Here is a 21,538-nt window from a genome sequence, read left to right on the forward strand (position 1 = left end):
ATGAGCAGCCACAATATCGCATTGGATCAGGACGTCGTCGTTACCCAGTTGAAAGGCAAGGTTTACCTGGTGGCCGCTGATGGCAGCCAGAAGCAGCTCGCCGAAGGCGATATCCTGCCCAAGGATGCGGTGCTGATCACTCCTGAAGGCGCCAGCTTCCAAGGCGGCAACCAGACTTTCACCCTGAGCCCGACCCACGAGCAGCAGGCTGAGGATGAAGCGTCTCAAGAGCCTCAGCTTGCCCAGAATGTGCCGTCCGGCAATCCCAATGACATCGCGGCCCTGCAGCAGGCCATCCTGGGCGGCGCCGATCCGACCAAGGCATTTGAAGCATCTGCCGCAGGCGGGGCGCCTGCCGCCGGTGGTGGTGGCATTGGTGGTGTGGCTGGCGCCAGTGGCAACGGTGGTTTCGTTACCATCGATCGTACTGGTGATGCCACCATAGCAGCGGCCGGTTTTGATACGGCCAACCAGACCGATGCCGGCGTGATCGCTGATGCACTGCCGGGTGAAGAGAATCGCCTGATTGATCTCGTCCCGCCGGTGATCACCGTCTCCGCACCTGACAATACCAACGACACGACCCCGACCATCACCGGAACCACGGATGCCGACGCAGGCAGTACCGTGACCCTGCTGGTGACCGATGCCAATGGCAACCAGCAAACCCTGATCACCACCGTCAATCCGGATGGCACCTTCAGCGTGGACGTGACCACTCCGCTGGTTGATGGCTCCTACACAGTGACTGCCAGCGTCACCGATCCGGCCGGCAACACCGGCACCGCGACCGATGACGGCAGCGTGGACAGTACCGCGCCCTCGGCGCCGCAAGTGGAAATCCAGGACGGCGCGGACAATGTCATCTCCGCCAACGAGCGCGAAAACGGGGTGGATGTCATCATCCGGCTGCCGGGCGATGCCAAGGCTGGCGATCGTCTCGATGTGGACTGGAACGGTGATGGCGTGCCTGACTCCAGCAGAATTCTGACGACCGAGGACATCGGCCGTACCCAGGTCACTCTGACCATTCCTACCACGGATCTGCCGGTCAACGGCCCCATCACGGTGGATGCCACCCTGACCGACCCGGTGGGCAACACTTCGCCCAAGGGGACCGACAGCAGCGTGGTGAATGCCGCGCCTCTGCCGGGCGACGACCAGTTCACCGTGGCGGAGGACGGCACTGTCGCCATCAATGTGCTTGGCAACGACACGGATGTGGATGGTGATCGCCTCACTATTACCGCCATCAACGGCCAGACCATTGCCGAAGGCGGCACGGTAGCGATCAGCAATGGTTCCGTCACCCTGAGCAATGGCCAGCTGATCTTCACGCCGGCTCCGGATTTCAATGGCAACATCGCGTTTGAATACACCATCACCGATGGCCTGAACAGCGCCACAGGCGGCGTGACCGGGACTGTTACGCCGGTCAACGACGCGGCCGTCATTACCGGCACCGACACCGGCGGCGTGGTGGAAGACGAGACCAACCCGACCCTGACCGAGACGGGCACCCTGAGCGTCACCGACGTGGACGGCGCCGACGAGGCCAAGTTCCTGGCTGGCAACGGCGTGGCCAGCACTGGCGCACTGGGCAGCCTGACCATCACCGAAGGCGGTACCTGGACCTACAACGTCGACAACAGCAAGGTGCAGTACCTGGGCGAGGGCGAGACCAAGGTCGAGACCTTTGTGGTCAAGTCCGTGGACGGCACCGAGCACACCGTCACCATCACCATCACCGGCACCAACGATGCACCGGTGCTGCAGGCTGATGTGGGGGCGGTCAACGAAGACGCGATCCTGACCGTCGATGCGGCCAGCGGCGTGCTGGCCAACGACAGCGATGTCGACGGCAACGCCCTCAAGGTGACTGGTATCCTGAGCGGCACCAGCGGGACGGCCACGGCCGTGAACGCCAGTGGCGACACCGTGCTGACCAACAGCTACGGCACGCTGACCATCCGGGCTGACGGCAGCTACAGCTTCAATGCCAATGGGGCGGATGCGCAGAAACTGGCGGCCGGTCAGCTGGCGAACGTGGTGTTCACCTACACCGCGACCGACGGCACCGAGAGCCGGACCAGCACCCTGACCATCACCATCACCGGCACCAACGATGCACCGGTGCTGCAGGCTGATGTGGGGGCGGTCAACGAAGACGCGATCCTGACCGTCGATGCGGCCAGCGGCGTGCTGGCCAACGACAGCGATGTCGACGGCAACGCCCTCAAGGTGACTGGTATCCTGAGCGGCACCAGCGGGACGGCCACGGCCGTGAACGCCAGTGGCGACACCGTGCTGACCAACAGCTACGGCACGCTGACCATCCGGGCTGACGGCAGCTACAGCTTCAATGCCAATGGGGCGGATGCGCAGAAACTGGCGGCCGGTCAGCTGGCGAACGTGGTGTTCACCTACACCGCGACCGACGGCACCGAGAGCCGGACCAGCACCCTGACCATCACCATCACCGGCACCAACGATGCACCGGTGCTGCAGGCTGATGTGGGGGCGGTCAACGAAGACGCGATCCTGACCGTCGATGCGGCCAGCGGCGTGCTGGCCAACGACAGCGATGTCGACGGCAACGCCCTCAAGGTGACTGGTATCCTGAGCGGCACCAGCGGGACGGCCACGGCCGTGAACGCCAGTGGCGACACCGTGCTGACCAACAGCTACGGCACGCTGACCATCCGGGCTGACGGCAGCTACAGCTTCAATGCCAATGGGGCGGATGCGCAGAAACTGGCGGCCGGTCAGCTGGCGAACGTGGTGTTCACCTACACCGCGACCGACGGCACCGAGAGCCGGACCAGCACCCTGACCATCACCATCACCGGCACCAACGATGCACCGGTGCTGCAGGCTGATGTGGGGGCGGTCAACGAAGACGCGATCCTGACCGTCGATGCGGCCAGCGGCGTGCTGGCCAACGACAGCGATGTCGACGGCAACGCCCTCAAGGTGACTGGTATCCTGAGCGGCACCAGCGGGACGGCCACGGCCGTGAACGCCAGTGGCGACACCGTGCTGACCAACAGCTACGGCACGCTGACCATCCGGGCTGACGGCAGCTACAGCTTCAATGCCAATGGGGCGGATGCGCAGAAACTGGCGGCCGGTCAGCTGGCGAACGTGGTGTTCACCTACACCGCGACCGACGGCACCGAGAGCCGGACCAGCACCCTGACCATCACCATCACCGGCACCAACGATGCACCGGTGCTGCAGGCTGATGTGGGGGCGGTCAACGAAGACGCGATCCTGACCGTCGATGCGGCCAGCGGCGTGCTGGCCAACGACAGCGATGTCGACGGCAACGCCCTCAAGGTGACTGGTATCCTGAGCGGCACCAGCGGGACGGCCACGGCCGTGAACGCCAGTGGCGACACCGTGCTGACCAACAGCTACGGCACGCTGACCATCCGGGCTGACGGCAGCTACAGCTTCAATGCCAATGGGGCGGATGCGCAGAAACTGGCGGCCGGTCAGCTGGCGAACGTGGTGTTCACCTACACCGCGACCGACGGCACCGAGAGCCGGACCAGCACCCTGACCATCACCATCACCGGCACCAACGATGCACCGGTGCTGCAGGCTGATGTGGGGGCGGTCAACGAAGACGCGATCCTGACCGTCGATGCGGCCAGCGGCGTGCTGGCCAACGACAGCGATGTCGACGGCAACGCCCTCAAGGTGACTGGTATCCTGAGCGGCACCAGCGGGACGGCCACGGCCGTGAACGCCAGTGGCGACACCGTGCTGACCAACAGCTACGGCACGCTGACCATCCGGGCTGACGGCAGCTACAGCTTCAATGCCAATGGGGCGGATGCGCAGAAACTGGCGGCCGGTCAGCTGGCGAACGTGGTGTTCACCTACACCGCGACCGACGGCACCGAGAGCCGGACCAGCACCCTGACCATCACCATCACCGGCACCAACGATGCACCGGTGCTGCAGGCTGATGTGGGGGCGGTCAACGAAGACGCGATCCTGACCGTCGATGCGGCCAGCGGCGTGCTGGCCAACGACAGCGATGTCGACGGCAACGCCCTCAAGGTGACTGGTATCCTGAGCGGCACCAGCGGGACGGCCACGGCCGTGAACGCCAGTGGCGACACCGTGCTGACCAACAGCTACGGCACGCTGACCATCCGGGCTGACGGCAGCTACAGCTTCAATGCCAATGGGGCGGATGCGCAGAAACTGGCGGCCGGTCAGCTGGCGAACGTGGTGTTCACCTACACCGCGACCGACGGCACCGAGAGCCGGACCAGCACCCTGACCATCACCATCACCGGCACCAACGATGCACCGGTGCTGCAGGCTGATGTGGGGGCGGTCAACGAAGACGCGATCCTGACCGTCGATGCGGCCAGCGGCGTGCTGGCCAACGACAGCGATGTCGACGGCAACGCCCTCAAGGTGACTGGTATCCTGAGCGGCACCAGCGGGACGGCCACGGCCGTGAACGCCAGTGGCGACACCGTGCTGACCAACAGCTACGGCACGCTGACCATCCGGGCTGACGGCAGCTACAGCTTCAATGCCAATGGGGCGGATGCGCAGAAACTGGCGGCCGGTCAGCTGGCGAACGTGGTGTTCACCTACACCGCGACCGACGGCACCGAGAGCCGGACCAGCACCCTGACCATCACCATCACCGGCACCAACGATGCACCGGTGCTGCAGGCTGATGTGGGGGCGGTCAACGAAGACGCGATCCTGACCGTCGATGCGGCCAGCGGCGTGCTGGCCAACGACAGCGATGTCGACGGCAACGCCCTCAAGGTGACTGGTATCCTGAGCGGCACCAGCGGGACGGCCACGGCCGTGAACGCCAGTGGCGACACCGTGCTGACCAACAGCTACGGCACGCTGACCATCCGGGCTGACGGCAGCTACAGCTTCAATGCCAATGGGGCGGATGCGCAGAAACTGGCGGCCGGTCAGCTGGCGAACGTGGTGTTCACCTACACCGCGACCGACGGCACCGAGAGCCGGACCAGCACCCTGACCATCACCATCACCGGCACCAACGATGCACCGGTGCTGCAGGCTGATGTGGGGGCGGTCAACGAAGACGCGATCCTGACCGTCGATGCGGCCAGCGGCGTGCTGGCCAACGACAGCGATGTCGACGGCAACGCCCTCAAGGTGACTGGTATCCTGAGCGGCACCAGCGGGACGGCCACGGCCGTGAACGCCAGTGGCGACACCGTGCTGACCAACAGCTACGGCACGCTGACCATCCGGGCTGACGGCAGCTACAGCTTCAATGCCAATGGGGCGGATGCGCAGAAACTGGCGGCCGGTCAGCTGGCGAACGTGGTGTTCACCTACACCGCGACCGACGGCACCGAGAGCCGGACCAGCACCCTGACCATCACCATCACCGGCACCAACGATGCACCGGTGCTGCAGGCTGATGTGGGGGCGGTCAACGAAGACGCGATCCTGACCGTCGATGCGGCCAGCGGCGTGCTGGCCAACGACAGCGATGTCGACGGCAACGCCCTCAAGGTGACTGGTATCCTGAGCGGCACCAGCGGGACGGCCACGGCCGTGAACGCCAGTGGCGACACCGTGCTGACCAACAGCTACGGCACGCTGACCATCCGGGCTGACGGCAGCTACAGCTTCAATGCCAATGGGGCGGATGCGCAGAAACTGGCGGCCGGTCAGCTGGCGAACGTGGTGTTCACCTACACCGCGACCGACGGCACCGAGAGCCGGACCAGCACCCTGACCATCACCATCACCGGCACCAACGATGCACCGGTGCTGCAGGCTGATGTGGGGGCGGTCAACGAAGACGCGATCCTGACCGTCGATGCGGCCAGCGGCGTGCTGGCCAACGACAGCGATGTCGACGGCAACGCCCTCAAGGTGACTGGTATCCTGAGCGGCACCAGCGGGACGGCCACGGCCGTGAACGCCAGTGGCGACACCGTGCTGACCAACAGCTACGGCACGCTGACCATCCGGGCTGACGGCAGCTACAGCTTCAATGCCAATGGGGCGGATGCGCAGAAACTGGCGGCCGGTCAGCTGGCGAACGTGGTGTTCACCTACACCGCGACCGACGGCACCGAGAGCCGGACCAGCACCCTGACCATCACCATCACCGGCACCAACGATGCACCGGTGCTGCAGGCTGATGTGGGGGCGGTCAACGAAGACGCGATCCTGACCGTCGATGCGGCCAGCGGCGTGCTGGCCAACGACAGCGATGTCGACGGCAACGCCCTCAAGGTGACTGGTATCCTGAGCGGCACCAGCGGGACGGCCACGGCCGTGAACGCCAGTGGCGACACCGTGCTGACCAACAGCTACGGCACGCTGACCATCCGGGCTGACGGCAGCTACAGCTTCAATGCCAATGGGGCGGATGCGCAGAAACTGGCGGCCGGTCAGCTGGCGAACGTGGTGTTCACCTACACCGCGACCGACGGCACCGAGAGCCGGACCAGCACCCTGACCATCACCATCACCGGCACCAACGATGCACCGGTGCTGCAGGCTGATGTGGGGGCGGTCAACGAAGACGCGATCCTGACCGTCGATGCGGCCAGCGGCGTGCTGGCCAACGACAGCGATGTCGACGGCAACGCCCTCAAGGTGACTGGTATCCTGAGCGGCACCAGCGGGACGGCCACGGCCGTGAACGCCAGTGGCGACACCGTGCTGACCAACAGCTACGGCACGCTGACCATCCGGGCTGACGGCAGCTACAGCTTCAATGCCAATGGGGCGGATGCGCAGAAACTGGCGGCCGGTCAGCTGGCGAACGTGGTGTTCACCTACACCGCGACCGACGGCACCGAGAGCCGGACCAGCACCCTGACCATCACCATCACCGGCACCAACGATGCACCGGTGCTGCAGGCTGATGTGGGGGCGGTCAACGAAGACGCGATCCTGACCGTCGATGCGGCCAGCGGCGTGCTGGCCAACGACAGCGATGTCGACGGCAACGCCCTCAAGGTGACTGGTATCCTGAGCGGCACCAGCGGGACGGCCACGGCCGTGAACGCCAGTGGCGACACCGTGCTGACCAACAGCTACGGCACGCTGACCATCCGGGCTGACGGCAGCTACAGCTTCAATGCCAATGGGGCGGATGCGCAGAAACTGGCGGCCGGTCAGCTGGCGAACGTGGTGTTCACCTACACCGCGACCGACGGCACCGAGAGCCGGACCAGCACCCTGACCATCACCATCACCGGCACCAACGATGCACCGGTGCTGCAGGCTGATGTGGGGGCGGTCAACGAAGACGCGATCCTGACCGTCGATGCGGCCAGCGGCGTGCTGGCCAACGACAGCGATGTCGACGGCAACGCCCTCAAGGTGACTGGTATCCTGAGCGGCACCAGCGGGACGGCCACGGCCGTGAACGCCAGTGGCGACACCGTGCTGACCAACAGCTACGGCACGCTGACCATCCGGGCTGACGGCAGCTACAGCTTCAATGCCAATGGGGCGGATGCGCAGAAACTGGCGGCCGGTCAGCTGGCGAACGTGGTGTTCACCTACACCGCGACCGACGGCACCGAGAGCCGGACCAGCACCCTGACCATCACCATCACCGGCACCAACGATGCACCGGTGCTGCAGGCTGATGTGGGGGCGGTCAACGAAGACGCGATCCTGACCGTCGATGCGGCCAGCGGCGTGCTGGCCAACGACAGCGATGTCGACGGCAACGCCCTCAAGGTGACTGGTATCCTGAGCGGCACCAGCGGGACGGCCACGGCCGTGAACGCCAGTGGCGACACCGTGCTGACCAACAGCTACGGCACGCTGACCATCCGGGCTGACGGCAGCTACAGCTTCAATGCCAATGGGGCGGATGCGCAGAAACTGGCGGCCGGTCAGCTGGCGAACGTGGTGTTCACCTACACCGCGACCGACGGCACCGAGAGCCGGACCAGCACCCTGACCATCACCATCACCGGCACCAACGATGCACCGGTGCTGCAGGCTGATGTGGGGGCGGTCAACGAAGACGCGATCCTGACCGTCGATGCGGCCAGCGGCGTGCTGGCCAACGACAGCGATGTCGACGGCAACGCCCTCAAGGTGACTGGTATCCTGAGCGGCACCAGCGGGACGGCCACGGCCGTGAACGCCAGTGGCGACACCGTGCTGACCAACAGCTACGGCACGCTGACCATCCGGGCTGACGGCAGCTACAGCTTCAATGCCAATGGGGCGGATGCGCAGAAACTGGCGGCCGGTCAGCTGGCGAACGTGGTGTTCACCTACACCGCGACCGACGGCACCGAGAGCCGGACCAGCACCCTGACCATCACCATCACCGGCACCAACGATGCACCGGTGCTGCAGGCTGATGTGGGGGCGGTCAACGAAGACGCGATCCTGACCGTCGATGCGGCCAGCGGCGTGCTGGCCAACGACAGCGATGTCGACGGCAACGCCCTCAAGGTGACTGGTATCCTGAGCGGCACCAGCGGGACGGCCACGGCCGTGAACGCCAGTGGCGACACCGTGCTGACCAACAGCTACGGCACGCTGACCATCCGGGCTGACGGCAGCTACAGCTTCAATGCCAATGGGGCGGATGCGCAGAAACTGGCGGCCGGTCAGCTGGCGAACGTGGTGTTCACCTACACCGCGACCGACGGCACCGAGAGCCGGACCAGCACCCTGACCATCACCATCACCGGCACCAACGATGCACCGGTGCTGCAGGCTGATGTGGGGGCGGTCAACGAAGACGCGATCCTGACCGTCGATGCGGCCAGCGGCGTGCTGGCCAACGACAGCGATGTCGACGGCAACGCCCTCAAGGTGACTGGTATCCTGAGCGGCACCAGCGGGACGGCCACGGCCGTGAACGCCAGTGGCGACACCGTGCTGACCAACAGCTACGGCACGCTGACCATCCGGGCTGACGGCAGCTACAGCTTCAATGCCAATGGGGCGGATGCGCAGAAACTGGCGGCCGGTCAGCTGGCGAACGTGGTGTTCACCTACACCGCGACCGACGGCACCGAGAGCCGGACCAGCACCCTGACCATCACCATCACCGGCACCAACGATGCACCGGTGCTGCAGGCTGATGTGGGGGCGGTCAACGAAGACGCGATCCTGACCGTCGATGCGGCCAGCGGCGTGCTGGCCAACGACAGCGATGTCGACGGCAACGCCCTCAAGGTGACTGGTATCCTGAGCGGCACCAGCGGGACGGCCACGGCCGTGAACGCCAGTGGCGACACCGTGCTGACCAACAGCTACGGCACGCTGACCATCCGGGCTGACGGCAGCTACAGCTTCAATGCCAATGGGGCGGATGCGCAGAAACTGGCGGCCGGTCAGCTGGCGAACGTGGTGTTCACCTACACCGCGACCGACGGCACCGAGAGCCGGACCAGCACCCTGACCATCACCATCACCGGCACCAACGATGCACCGGTGCTGCAGGCTGATGTGGGGGCGGTCAACGAAGACGCGATCCTGACCGTCGATGCGGCCAGCGGCGTGCTGGCCAACGACAGCGATGTCGACGGCAACGCCCTCAAGGTGACTGGTATCCTGAGCGGCACCAGCGGGACGGCCACGGCCGTGAACGCCAGTGGCGACACCGTGCTGACCAACAGCTACGGCACGCTGACCATCCGGGCTGACGGCAGCTACAGCTTCAATGCCAATGGGGCGGATGCGCAGAAACTGGCGGCCGGTCAGCTGGCGAACGTGGTGTTCACCTACACCGCGACCGACGGCACCGAGAGCCGGACCAGCACCCTGACCATCACCATCACCGGCACCAACGATGCACCGGTGCTGCAGGCTGATGTGGGGGCGGTCAACGAAGACGCGATCCTGACCGTCGATGCGGCCAGCGGCGTGCTGGCCAACGACAGCGATGTCGACGGCAACGCCCTCAAGGTGACTGGTATCCTGAGCGGCACCAGCGGGACGGCCACGGCCGTGAACGCCAGTGGCGACACCGTGCTGACCAACAGCTACGGCACGCTGACCATCCGGGCTGACGGCAGCTACAGCTTCAATGCCAATGGGGCGGATGCGCAGAAACTGGCGGCCGGTCAGCTGGCGAACGTGGTGTTCACCTACACCGCGACCGACGGCACCGAGAGCCGGACCAGCACCCTGACCATCACCATCACCGGCACCAACGATGCACCGGTGCTGCAGGCTGATGTGGGGGCGGTCAACGAAGACGCGATCCTGACCGTCGATGCGGCCAGCGGCGTGCTGGCCAACGACAGCGATGTCGACGGCAACGCCCTCAAGGTGACTGGTATCCTGAGCGGCACCAGCGGGACGGCCACGGCCGTGAACGCCAGTGGCGACACCGTGCTGACCAACAGCTACGGCACGCTGACCATCCGGGCTGACGGCAGCTACAGCTTCAATGCCAATGGGGCGGATGCGCAGAAACTGGCGGCCGGTCAGCTGGCGAACGTGGTGTTCACCTACACCGCGACCGACGGCACCGAGAGCCGGACCAGCACCCTGACCATCACCATCACCGGCACCAACGATGCACCGGTGCTGCAGGCTGATGTGGGGGCGGTCAACGAAGACGCGATCCTGACCGTCGATGCGGCCAGCGGCGTGCTGGCCAACGACAGCGATGTCGACGGCAACGCCCTCAAGGTGACTGGTATCCTGAGCGGCACCAGCGGGACGGCCACGGCCGTGAACGCCAGTGGCGACACCGTGCTGACCAACAGCTACGGCACGCTGACCATCCGGGCTGACGGCAGCTACAGCTTCAATGCCAATGGGGCGGATGCGCAGAAACTGGCGGCCGGTCAGCTGGCGAACGTGGTGTTCACCTACACCGCGACCGACGGCACCGAGAGCCGGACCAGCACCCTGACCATCACCATCACCGGCACCAACGATGCACCGGTGCTGCAGGCTGATGTGGGGGCGGTCAACGAAGACGCGATCCTGACCGTCGATGCGGCCAGCGGCGTGCTGGCCAACGACAGCGATGTCGACGGCAACGCCCTCAAGGTGACTGGTATCCTGAGCGGCACCAGCGGGACGGCCACGGCCGTGAACGCCAGTGGCGACACCGTGCTGACCAACAGCTACGGCACGCTGACCATCCGGGCTGACGGCAGCTACAGCTTCAATGCCAATGGGGCGGATGCGCAGAAACTGGCGGCCGGTCAGCTGGCGAACGTGGTGTTCACCTACACCGCGACCGACGGCACCGAGAGCCGGACCAGCACCCTGACCATCACCATCACCGGCACCAACGATGCACCGGTGCTGCAGGCTGATGTGGGGGCGGTCAACGAAGACGCGATCCTGACCGTCGATGCGGCCAGCGGCGTGCTGGCCAACGACAGCGATGTCGACGGCAACGCCCTCAAGGTGACTGGTATCCTGAGCGGCACCAGCGGGACGGCCACGGCCGTGAACGCCAGTGGCGACACCGTGCTGACCAACAGCTACGGCACGCTGACCATCCGGGCTGACGGCAGCTACAGCTTCAATGCCAATGGGGCGGATGCGCAGAAACTGGCGGCCGGTCAGCTGGCGAACGTGGTGTTCACCTACACCGCGACCGACGGCACCGAGAGCCGGACCAGCACCCTGACCATCACCATCACCGGCACCAACGATGCACCGGTGCTGCAGGCTGATGTGGGGGCGGTCAACGAAGACGCGATCCTGACCGTCGATGCGGCCAGCGGCGTGCTGGCCAACGACAGCGATGTCGACGGCAACGCCCTCAAGGTGACTGGTATCCTGAGCGGCACCAGCGGGACGGCCACGGCCGTGAACGCCAGTGGCGACACCGTGCTGACCAACAGCTACGGCACGCTGACCATCCGGGCTGACGGCAGCTACAGCTTCAATGCCAATGGGGCGGATGCGCAGAAACTGGCGGCCGGTCAGCTGGCGAACGTGGTGTTCACCTACACCGCGACCGACGGCACCGAGAGCCGGACCAGCACCCTGACCATCACCATCACCGGCACCAACGATGCACCGGTGCTGCAGGCTGATGTGGGGGCGGTCAACGAAGACGCGATCCTGACCGTCGATGCGGCCAGCGGCGTGCTGGCCAACGACAGCGATGTCGACGGCAACGCCCTCAAGGTGACTGGTATCCTGAGCGGCACCAGCGGGACGGCCACGGCCGTGAACGCCAGTGGCGACACCGTGCTGACCAACAGCTACGGCACGCTGACCATCCGGGCTGACGGCAGCTACAGCTTCAATGCCAATGGGGCGGATGCGCAGAAACTGGCGGCCGGTCAGCTGGCGAACGTGGTGTTCACCTACACCGCGACCGACGGCACCGAGAGCCGGACCAGCACCCTGACCATCACCATCACCGGCACCAACGATGCACCGGTGCTGCAGGCTGATGTGGGGGCGGTCAACGAAGACGCGATCCTGACCGTCGATGCGGCCAGCGGCGTGCTGGCCAACGACAGCGATGTCGACGGCAACGCCCTCAAGGTGACTGGTATCCTGAGCGGCACCAGCGGGACGGCCACGGCCGTGAACGCCAGTGGCGACACCGTGCTGACCAACAGCTACGGCACGCTGACCATCCGGGCTGACGGCAGCTACAGCTTCAATGCCAATGGGGCGGATGCGCAGAAACTGGCGGCCGGTCAGCTGGCGAACGTGGTGTTCACCTACACCGCGACCGACGGCACCGAGAGCCGGACCAGCACCCTGACCATCACCATCACCGGCACCAACGATGCACCGGTGCTGCAGGCTGATGTGGGGGCGGTCAACGAAGACGCGATCCTGACCGTCGATGCGGCCAGCGGCGTGCTGGCCAACGACAGCGATGTCGACGGCAACGCCCTCAAGGTGACTGGTATCCTGAGCGGCACCAGCGGGACGGCCACGGCCGTGAACGCCAGTGGCGACACCGTGCTGACCAACAGCTACGGCACGCTGACCATCCGGGCTGACGGCAGCTACAGCTTCAATGCCAATGGGGCGGATGCGCAGAAACTGGCGGCCGGTCAGCTGGCGAACGTGGTGTTCACCTACACCGCGACCGACGGCACCGAGAGCCGGACCAGCACCCTGACCATCACCATCACCGGCACCAACGATGCACCGGTGCTGCAGGCTGATGTGGGGGCGGTCAACGAAGACGCGATCCTGACCGTCGATGCGGCCAGCGGCGTGCTGGCCAACGACAGCGATGTCGACGGCAACGCCCTCAAGGTGACTGGTATCCTGAGCGGCACCAGCGGGACGGCCACGGCCGTGAACGCCAGTGGCGACACCGTGCTGACCAACAGCTACGGCACGCTGACCATCCGGGCTGACGGCAGCTACAGCTTCAATGCCAATGGGGCGGATGCGCAGAAACTGGCGGCCGGTCAGCTGGCGAACGTGGTGTTCACCTACACCGCGACCGACGGCACCGAGAGCCGGACCAGCACCCTGACCATCACCATCACCGGCACCAACGATGCACCGGTGCTGCAGGCTGATGTGGGGGCGGTCAACGAAGACGCGATCCTGACCGTCGATGCGGCCAGCGGCGTGCTGGCCAACGACAGCGATGTCGACGGCAACGCCCTCAAGGTGACTGGTATCCTGAGCGGCACCAGCGGGACGGCCACGGCCGTGAACGCCAGTGGCGACACCGTGCTGACCAACAGCTACGGCACGCTGACCATCCGGGCTGACGGCAGCTACAGCTTCAATGCCAATGGGGCGGATGCGCAGAAACTGGCGGCCGGTCAGCTGGCGAACGTGGTGTTCACCTACACCGCGACCGACGGCACCGAGAGCCGGACCAGCACCCTGACCATCACCATCACCGGCACCAACGATGCACCGGTGCTGCAGGCTGATGTGGGGGCGGTCAACGAAGACGCGATCCTGACCGTCGATGCGGCCAGCGGCGTGCTGGCCAACGACAGCGATGTCGACGGCAACGCCCTCAAGGTGACTGGTATCCTGAGCGGCACCAGCGGGACGGCCACGGCCGTGAACGCCAGTGGCGACACCGTGCTGACCAACAGCTACGGCACGCTGACCATCCGGGCTGACGGCAGCTACAGCTTCAATGCCAATGGGGCGGATGCGCAGAAACTGGCGGCCGGTCAGCTGGCGAACGTGGTGTTCACCTACACCGCGACCGACGGCACCGAGAGCCGGACCAGCACCCTGACCATCACCATCACCGGCACCAACGATGCACCGGTGCTGCAGGCTGATGTGGGGGCGGTCAACGAAGACGCGATCCTGACCGTCGATGCGGCCAGCGGCGTGCTGGCCAACGACAGCGATGTCGACGGCAACGCCCTCAAGGTGACTGGTATCCTGAGCGGCACCAGCGGGACGGCCACGGCCGTGAACGCCAGTGGCGACACCGTGCTGACCAACAGCTACGGCACGCTGACCATCCGGGCTGACGGCAGCTACAGCTTCAATGCCAATGGGGCGGATGCGCAGAAACTGGCGGCCGGTCAGCTGGCGAACGTGGTGTTCACCTACACCGCGACCGACGGCACCGAGAGCCGGACCAGCACCCTGACCATCACCATCACCGGCACCAACGATGCACCGGTGCTGCAGGCTGATGTGGGGGCGGTCAACGAAGACGCGATCCTGACCGTCGATGCGGCCAGCGGCGTGCTGGCCAACGACAGCGATGTCGACGGCAACGCCCTCAAGGTGACTGGTATCCTGAGCGGCACCAGCGGGACGGCCACGGCCGTGAACGCCAGTGGCGACACCGTGCTGACCAACAGCTACGGCACGCTGACCATCCGGGCTGACGGCAGCTACAGCTTCAATGCCAATGGGGCGGATGCGCAGAAACTGGCGGCCGGTCAGCTGGCGAACGTGGTGTTCACCTACACCGCGACCGACGGCACCGAGAGCCGGACCAGCACCCTGACCATCACCATCACCGGCACCAACGATGCACCGGTGCTGCAGGCTGATGTGGGGGCGGTCAACGAAGACGCGATCCTGACCGTCGATGCGGCCAGCGGCGTGCTGGCCAACGACAGCGATGTCGACGGCAACGCCCTCAAGGTGACTGGTATCCTGAGCGGCACCAGCGGGACGGCCACGGCCGTGAACGCCAGTGGCGACACCGTGCTGACCAACAGCTACGGCACGCTGACCATCCGGGCTGACGGCAGCTACAGCTTCAATGCCAATGGGGCGGATGCGCAGAAACTGGCGGCCGGTCAGCTGGCGAACGTGGTGTTCACCTACACCGCGACCGACGGCACCGAGAGCCGGACCAGCACCCTGACCATCACCATCACCGGCACCAACGATGCACCGGTGCTGCAGGCTGATGTGGGGGCGGTCAACGAAGACGCGATCCTGACCGTCGATGCGGCCAGCGGCGTGCTGGCCAACGACAGCGATGTCGACGGCAACGCCCTCAAGGTGACTGGTATCCTGAGCGGCACCAGCGGGACGGCCACGGCCGTGAACGCCAGTGGCGACACCGTGCTGACCAACAGCTACGGCACGCTGACCATCCGGGCTGACGGCAGCTACAGCTTCAATGCCAATGGGGCGGATGCGCAGAAACTGGCGGCCGGTCAGCTGGCGAACGTGGTGTTCACCTACACCGCGACCGACGGCACCGAGAGCCGGACCAGCACCCTGACCATCACCATCACCGGCACCAACGATGCACCGGTGCTGCAGGCTGATGTGGGGGCGGTCAACGAAGACGCGATCCTGACCGTCGATGCGGCCAGCGGCGTGCTGGCCAACGACAGCGATGTCGACGGCAACGCCCTCAAGGTGACTGGTATCCTGAGCGGCACCAGCGGGACGGCCACGGCCGTGAACGCCAGTGGCGACACCGTGCTGACCAACAGCTACGGCACGCTGACCATCCGGGCTGACGGCAGCTACAGCTTCAATGCCAATGGGGCGGATGCGCAGAAACTGGCGGCCGGTCAGCTGGCGAACGTGGTGTTCACCTACACCGCGACCGACGGCACCGAGAGCCGGACCAGCACCCTGACCATCACCATCACCGGCACCAACGATGCACCGGTGCTGCAGGCTGATGTGGGGGCGGTCAACGAAGACGCGATCCTGACCGTCGATGCGGCCAGCGGCGTGCTGGCCAACGACAGCGATGTCGACGGCAACGCCCTCAAGGTGACTGGTATCCTGAGCGGCACCAGCGGGACGGCCACGGCCGTGAACGCCAGTGGCGACACCGTGCTGACCAACAGCTACGGCACGCTGACCATCCGGGCTGACGGCAGCTACAGCTTCAATGCCAATGGGGCGGATGCGCAGAAACTGGCGGCCGGTCAGCTGGCGAACGTGGTGTTCACCTACACCGCGACCGACGGCACCGAGAGCCGGACCAGCACCCTGACCATCACCATCACCGGCACCAACGATGCACCGGTGCTGCAGGCTGATGTGGGGGCGGTCAACGAAGACGCGATCCTGACCGTCGATGCGGCCAGCGGCGTGCTGGCCAACGACAGCGATGTCGACGGCAACGCCCTCAAGGTGACTGGTATCCTGAGCGGCACCAGCGGGACGGCCACGGCCGTGAACGCCAGTGGCGACACCGTGCTGACCAACAGCTACGGCACGCTGACCATCCGGGCTGACGGCAGCTACAGCTTCAATGCCAATGGGGCGGATGCGCAGAAACTGGCGGCCGGTCAGCTGGCGAACGTGGTGTTCACCTACACCGCGACCGACGGCACCGAGAGCCGGACCAGCACCCTGACCATCACCATCACCGGCACCAACGATGCACCGGTGCTGCAGGCTGATGTGGGGGCGGTCAACGAAGACGCGATCCTGACCGTCGATGCGGCCAGCGGCGTGCTGGCCAACGACAGCGATGTCGACGGCAACGCCCTCAAGGTGACTGGTATCCTGAGCGGCACCAGCGGGACGGCCACGGCCGTGAACGCCAGTGGCGACACCGTGCTGACCAACAGCTACGGCACGCTGACCATCCGGGCTGACGGCAGCTACAGCTTCAATGCCAATGGGGCGGATGCGCAGAAACTGGCGGCCGGTCAGCTGGCGAACGTGGTGTTCACCTACACCGCGACCGACGGCACCGAGAGCCGGACCAGCACCCTGACCATCACCATCACCGGCACCAACGATGCACCGGTGCTGCAGGCTGATGTGGGGGCGGTCAACGAAGACGCGATCCTGACCGTCGATGCGGCCAGCGGCGTGCTGGCCAACGACAGCGATGTCGACGGCAACGCCCTCAAGGTGACTGGTATCCTGAGCGGCACCAGCGGGACGGCCACGGCCGTGAACGCCAGTGGCGACACCGTGCTGACCAACAGCTACGGCACGCTGACCATCCGGGCTGACGGCAGCTACAGCTTCAATGCCAATGGGGCGGATGCGCAGAAACTGGCGGCCGGTCAGCTGGCGAACGTGGTGTTCACCTACACCGCGACCGACGGCACCGAGAGCCGGACCAGCACCCTGACCATCACCATCACCGGCACCAACGATGCACCGGTGCTGCAGGCTGATGTGGGGGCGGTCAACGAAGACGCGATCCTGACCGTCGATGCGGCCAGCGGCGTGCTGGCCAACGACAGCGATGTCGACGGCAACGCCCTCAAGGTGACTGGTATCCTGAGCGGCACCAGCGGGACGGCCACGGCCGTGAACGCCAGTGGCGACACCGTGCTGACCAACAGCTACGGCACGCTGACCATCCGGGCTGACGGCAGCTACAGCTTCAATGCCAATGGGGCGGATGCGCAGAAACTGGCGGCCGGTCAGCTGGCGAACGTGGTGTTCACCTACACCGCGACCGACGGCACCGAGAGCCGGACCAGCACCCTGACCATCACCATCACCGGCACCAACGATGCACCGGTGCTGCAGGCTGATGTGGGGGCGGTCAACGAAGACGCGATCCTGACCGTCGATGCGGCCAGCGGCGTGCTGGCCAACGACAGCGATGTCGACGGCAACGCCCTCAAGGTGACTGGTATCCTGAGCGGCACCAGCGGGACGGCCACGGCCGTGAACGCCAGTGGCGACACCGTGCTGACCAACAGCTACGGCACGCTGACCATCCGGGCTGACGGCAGCTACAGCTTCAATGCCAATGGGGCGGATGCGCAGAAACTGGCGGCCGGTCAGCTGGCGAACGTGGTGTTCACCTACACCGCGACCGACGGCACCGAGAGCCGGACCAGCACCCTGACCATCACCATCACCGGCACCAACGATGCACCGGTGCTGCAGGCTGATGTGGGGGCGGTCAACGAAGACGCGATCCTGACCGTCGATGCGGCCAGCGGCGTGCTGGCCAACGACAGCGATGTCGACGGCAACGCCCTCAAGGTGACTGGTATCCTGAGCGGCACCAGCGGGACGGCCACGGCCGTGAACGCCAGTGGCGACACCGTGCTGACCAACAGCTACGGCACGCTGACCATCCGGGCTGACGGCAGCTACAGCTTCAATGCCAATGGGGCGGATGCGCAGAAACTGGCGGCCGGTCAGCTGGCGAACGTGGTGTTCACCTACACCGCGACCGACGGCACCGAGAGCCGGACCAGCACCCTGACCATCACCATCACCGGCACCAACGATGCACCGGTGCTGCAGGCTGATGTGGGGGCGGTCAACGAAGACGCGATCCTGACCGTCGATGCGGCCAGCGGCGTGCTGGCCAACGACAGCGATGTCGACGGCAACGCCCTCAAGGTGACTGGTATCCTGAGCGGCACCAGCGGGACGGCCACGGCCGTGAACGCCAGTGGCGACACCGTGCTGACCAACAGCTACGGCACGCTGACCATCCGGGCTGACGGCAGCTACAGCTTCAATGCCAATGGGGCGGATGCGCAGAAACTGGCGGCCGGTCAGCTGGCGAACGTGGTGTTCACCTACACCGCGACCGACGGCACCGAGAGCCGGACCAGCACCCTGACCATCACCATCACCGGCACCAACGATGCACCGGTGCTGCAGGCTGATGTGGGGGCGGTCAACGAAGACGCGATCCTGACCGTCGATGCGGCCAGCGGCGTGCTGGCCAACGACAGCGATGTCGACGGCAACGCCCTCAAGGTGACTGGTATCCTGAGCGGCACCAGCGGGACGGCCACGGCCGTGAACGCCAGTGGCGACACCGTGCTGACCAACAGCTACGGCACGCTGACCATCCGGGCTGACGGCAGCTACAGCTTCAATGCCAATGGGGCGGATGCGCAGAAACTGGCGGCCGGTCAGCTGGCGAACGTGGTGTTCACCTACACCGCGACCGACGGCACCGAGAGCCGGACCAGCACCCTGACCATCACCATCACCGGCACCAACGATGCACCGGTGCTGCAGGCTGATGTGGGGGCGGTCAACGAAGACGCGATCCTGACCGTCGATGCGGCCAGCGGCGTGCTGGCCAACGACAGCGATGTCGACGGCAACGCCCTCAAGGTGACTGGTATCCTGAGCGGCACCAGCGGGACGGCCACGGCCGTGAACGCCAGTGGCGACACCGTGCTGACCAACAGCTACGGCACGCTGACCATCCGGGCTGACGGCAGCTACAGCTTCAATGCCAATGGGGCGGATGCGCAGAAACTGGCGGCCGGTCAGCTGGCGAACGTGGTGTTCACCTACACCGCGACCGACGGCACCGAGAGCCGGACCAGCACCCTGACCATCACCATCACCGGCACCAACGATGCACCGGTGCTGCAGGCTGATGTGGGGGCGGTCAACGAAGACGCGATCCTGACCGTCGATGCGGCCAGCGGCGTGCTGGCCAACGACAGCGATGTCGACGGCAACGCCCTCAAGGTGACTGGTATCCTGAGCGGCACCAGCGGGACGGCCACGGCCGTGAACGCCAGTGGCGACACCGTGCTGACCAACAGCTACGGCACGCTGACCATCCGGGCTGACGGCAGCTACAGCTTCAATGCCAATGGGGCGGATGCGCAGAAACTGGCGGCCGGTCAGCTGGCGAACGTGGTGTTCACCTACACCGCGACCGACGGCACCGAGAGCCGGACCAGCACCCTGACCATCACCATCACCGGCACCAACGATGCACCGGTGCTGCAGGCTGATGTGGGGGCGGTCAACGAAGACGCGATCCTGACCGTCGATGCGGCCAGCGGCGTGCTGGCCAACGACAGCGATGTCGACGGCAACGCCCTCAAGGTGACTGGTATCCTGAGCGGCACCAGCGGGACGGCCACGGCCGTGAACGCCAGTGGCGACACCGTGCTGACCAACAGCTACGGCACGCTGACCATCCGGGCTGACGGCAGCTACAGCTTCAATGCCAATGGGGCGGATGCGCAGAAACTGGCGGCCGGTCAGCTGGCGAACGTGGTGTTCACCTACACCGCGACCGACGGCACCGAGAGCCGGACCAGCACCCTGACCATCACCATCACCGGCACCAACGATGCACCGGTGCTGCAGGCTGATGTGGGGGCGGTCAACGAAGACGCGATCCTGACCGTCGATGCGGCCAGCGGCGTGCTGGCCAACGACAGCGATGTCGACGGCAACGCCCTCAAGGTGACTGGTATCCTGAGCGGCACCAGCGGGACGGCCACGGCCGTGAACGCCAGTGGCGACACCGTGCTGACCAACAGCTACGGCACGCTGACCATCCGGGCTGACGGCAGCTACAGCTTCAATGCCAATGGGGCGGATGCGCAGAAACTGGCGGCCGGTCAGCTGGCGAACGTGGTGTTCACCTACACCGCGACCGACGGCACCGAGAGCCGGACCAGCACCCTGACCATCACCATCACCGGCACCAACGATGCACCGGTGCTGCAGGCTGATGTGGGGGCGGTCAACGAAGACGCGATCCTGACCGTCGATGCGGCCAGCGGCGTGCTGGCCAACGACAGCGATGTCGACGGCAACGCCCTCAAGGTGACTGGTATCCTGAGCGGCACCAGCGGGACGGCCACGGCCGTGAACGCCAGTGGCGACACCGTGCTGACCAACAGCTACGGCACGCTGACCATCCGGGCTGACGGCAGCTACAGCTTCAATGCCAATGGGGCGGATGCGCAGAAACTGGCGGCCGGTCAGCTGGCGAACGTGGTGTTCACCTACACCGCGACCGACGGCACCGAGAGCCGGACCAGCACCCTGACCATCACCATCACCGGCACCAACGATGCACCGGTGCTGCAGGCTGATGTGGGGGCGGTCAACGAAGACGCGATCCTGACCGTCGATGCGGCCAGCGGCGTGCTGGCCAACGACAGCGATGTCGACGGCAACGCCCTCAAGGTGACTGGTATCCTGAGCGGCACCAGCGGGACGGCCACGGCCGTGAACGCCAGTGGCGACACCGTGCTGACCAACAGCTACGGCACGCTGACCATCCGGGCTGACGGCAGCTACAGCTTCAATGCCAATGGGGCGGATGCGCAGAAACTGGCGGCCGGTCAGCTGGCGAACGTGGTGTTCACCTACACCGCGACCGACGGCACCGAGAGCCGGACCAGCACCCTGACCATCACCATCACCGGCACCAACGATGCACCGGTGCTGC

At 65.9% G+C, this 21,538-nt stretch carries 1 protein-coding gene (running past one end of the window); it reads left to right on the plus strand.

The window, feature by feature from the left end; translation table 11 throughout:
- Positions 1–21,538, plus strand: partial view of a VCBS domain-containing protein gene (locus tag ACPW75_RS01350; protein WP_425904406.1) — the 5' portion only. Its footprint extends 5,483 nt past the window's final position; only the first 21,538 of its 27,021 coding nucleotides appear in the window; its start codon is at positions 1–3; the stop codon falls past the right edge of the window.

The sequence above is a fragment of the Aeromonas sp. FL131 genome, assembly GCF_049860615.1.
In the GTDB taxonomy this organism is placed as follows: domain Bacteria; phylum Pseudomonadota; class Gammaproteobacteria; order Enterobacterales; family Aeromonadaceae; genus Aeromonas; species Aeromonas hydrophila.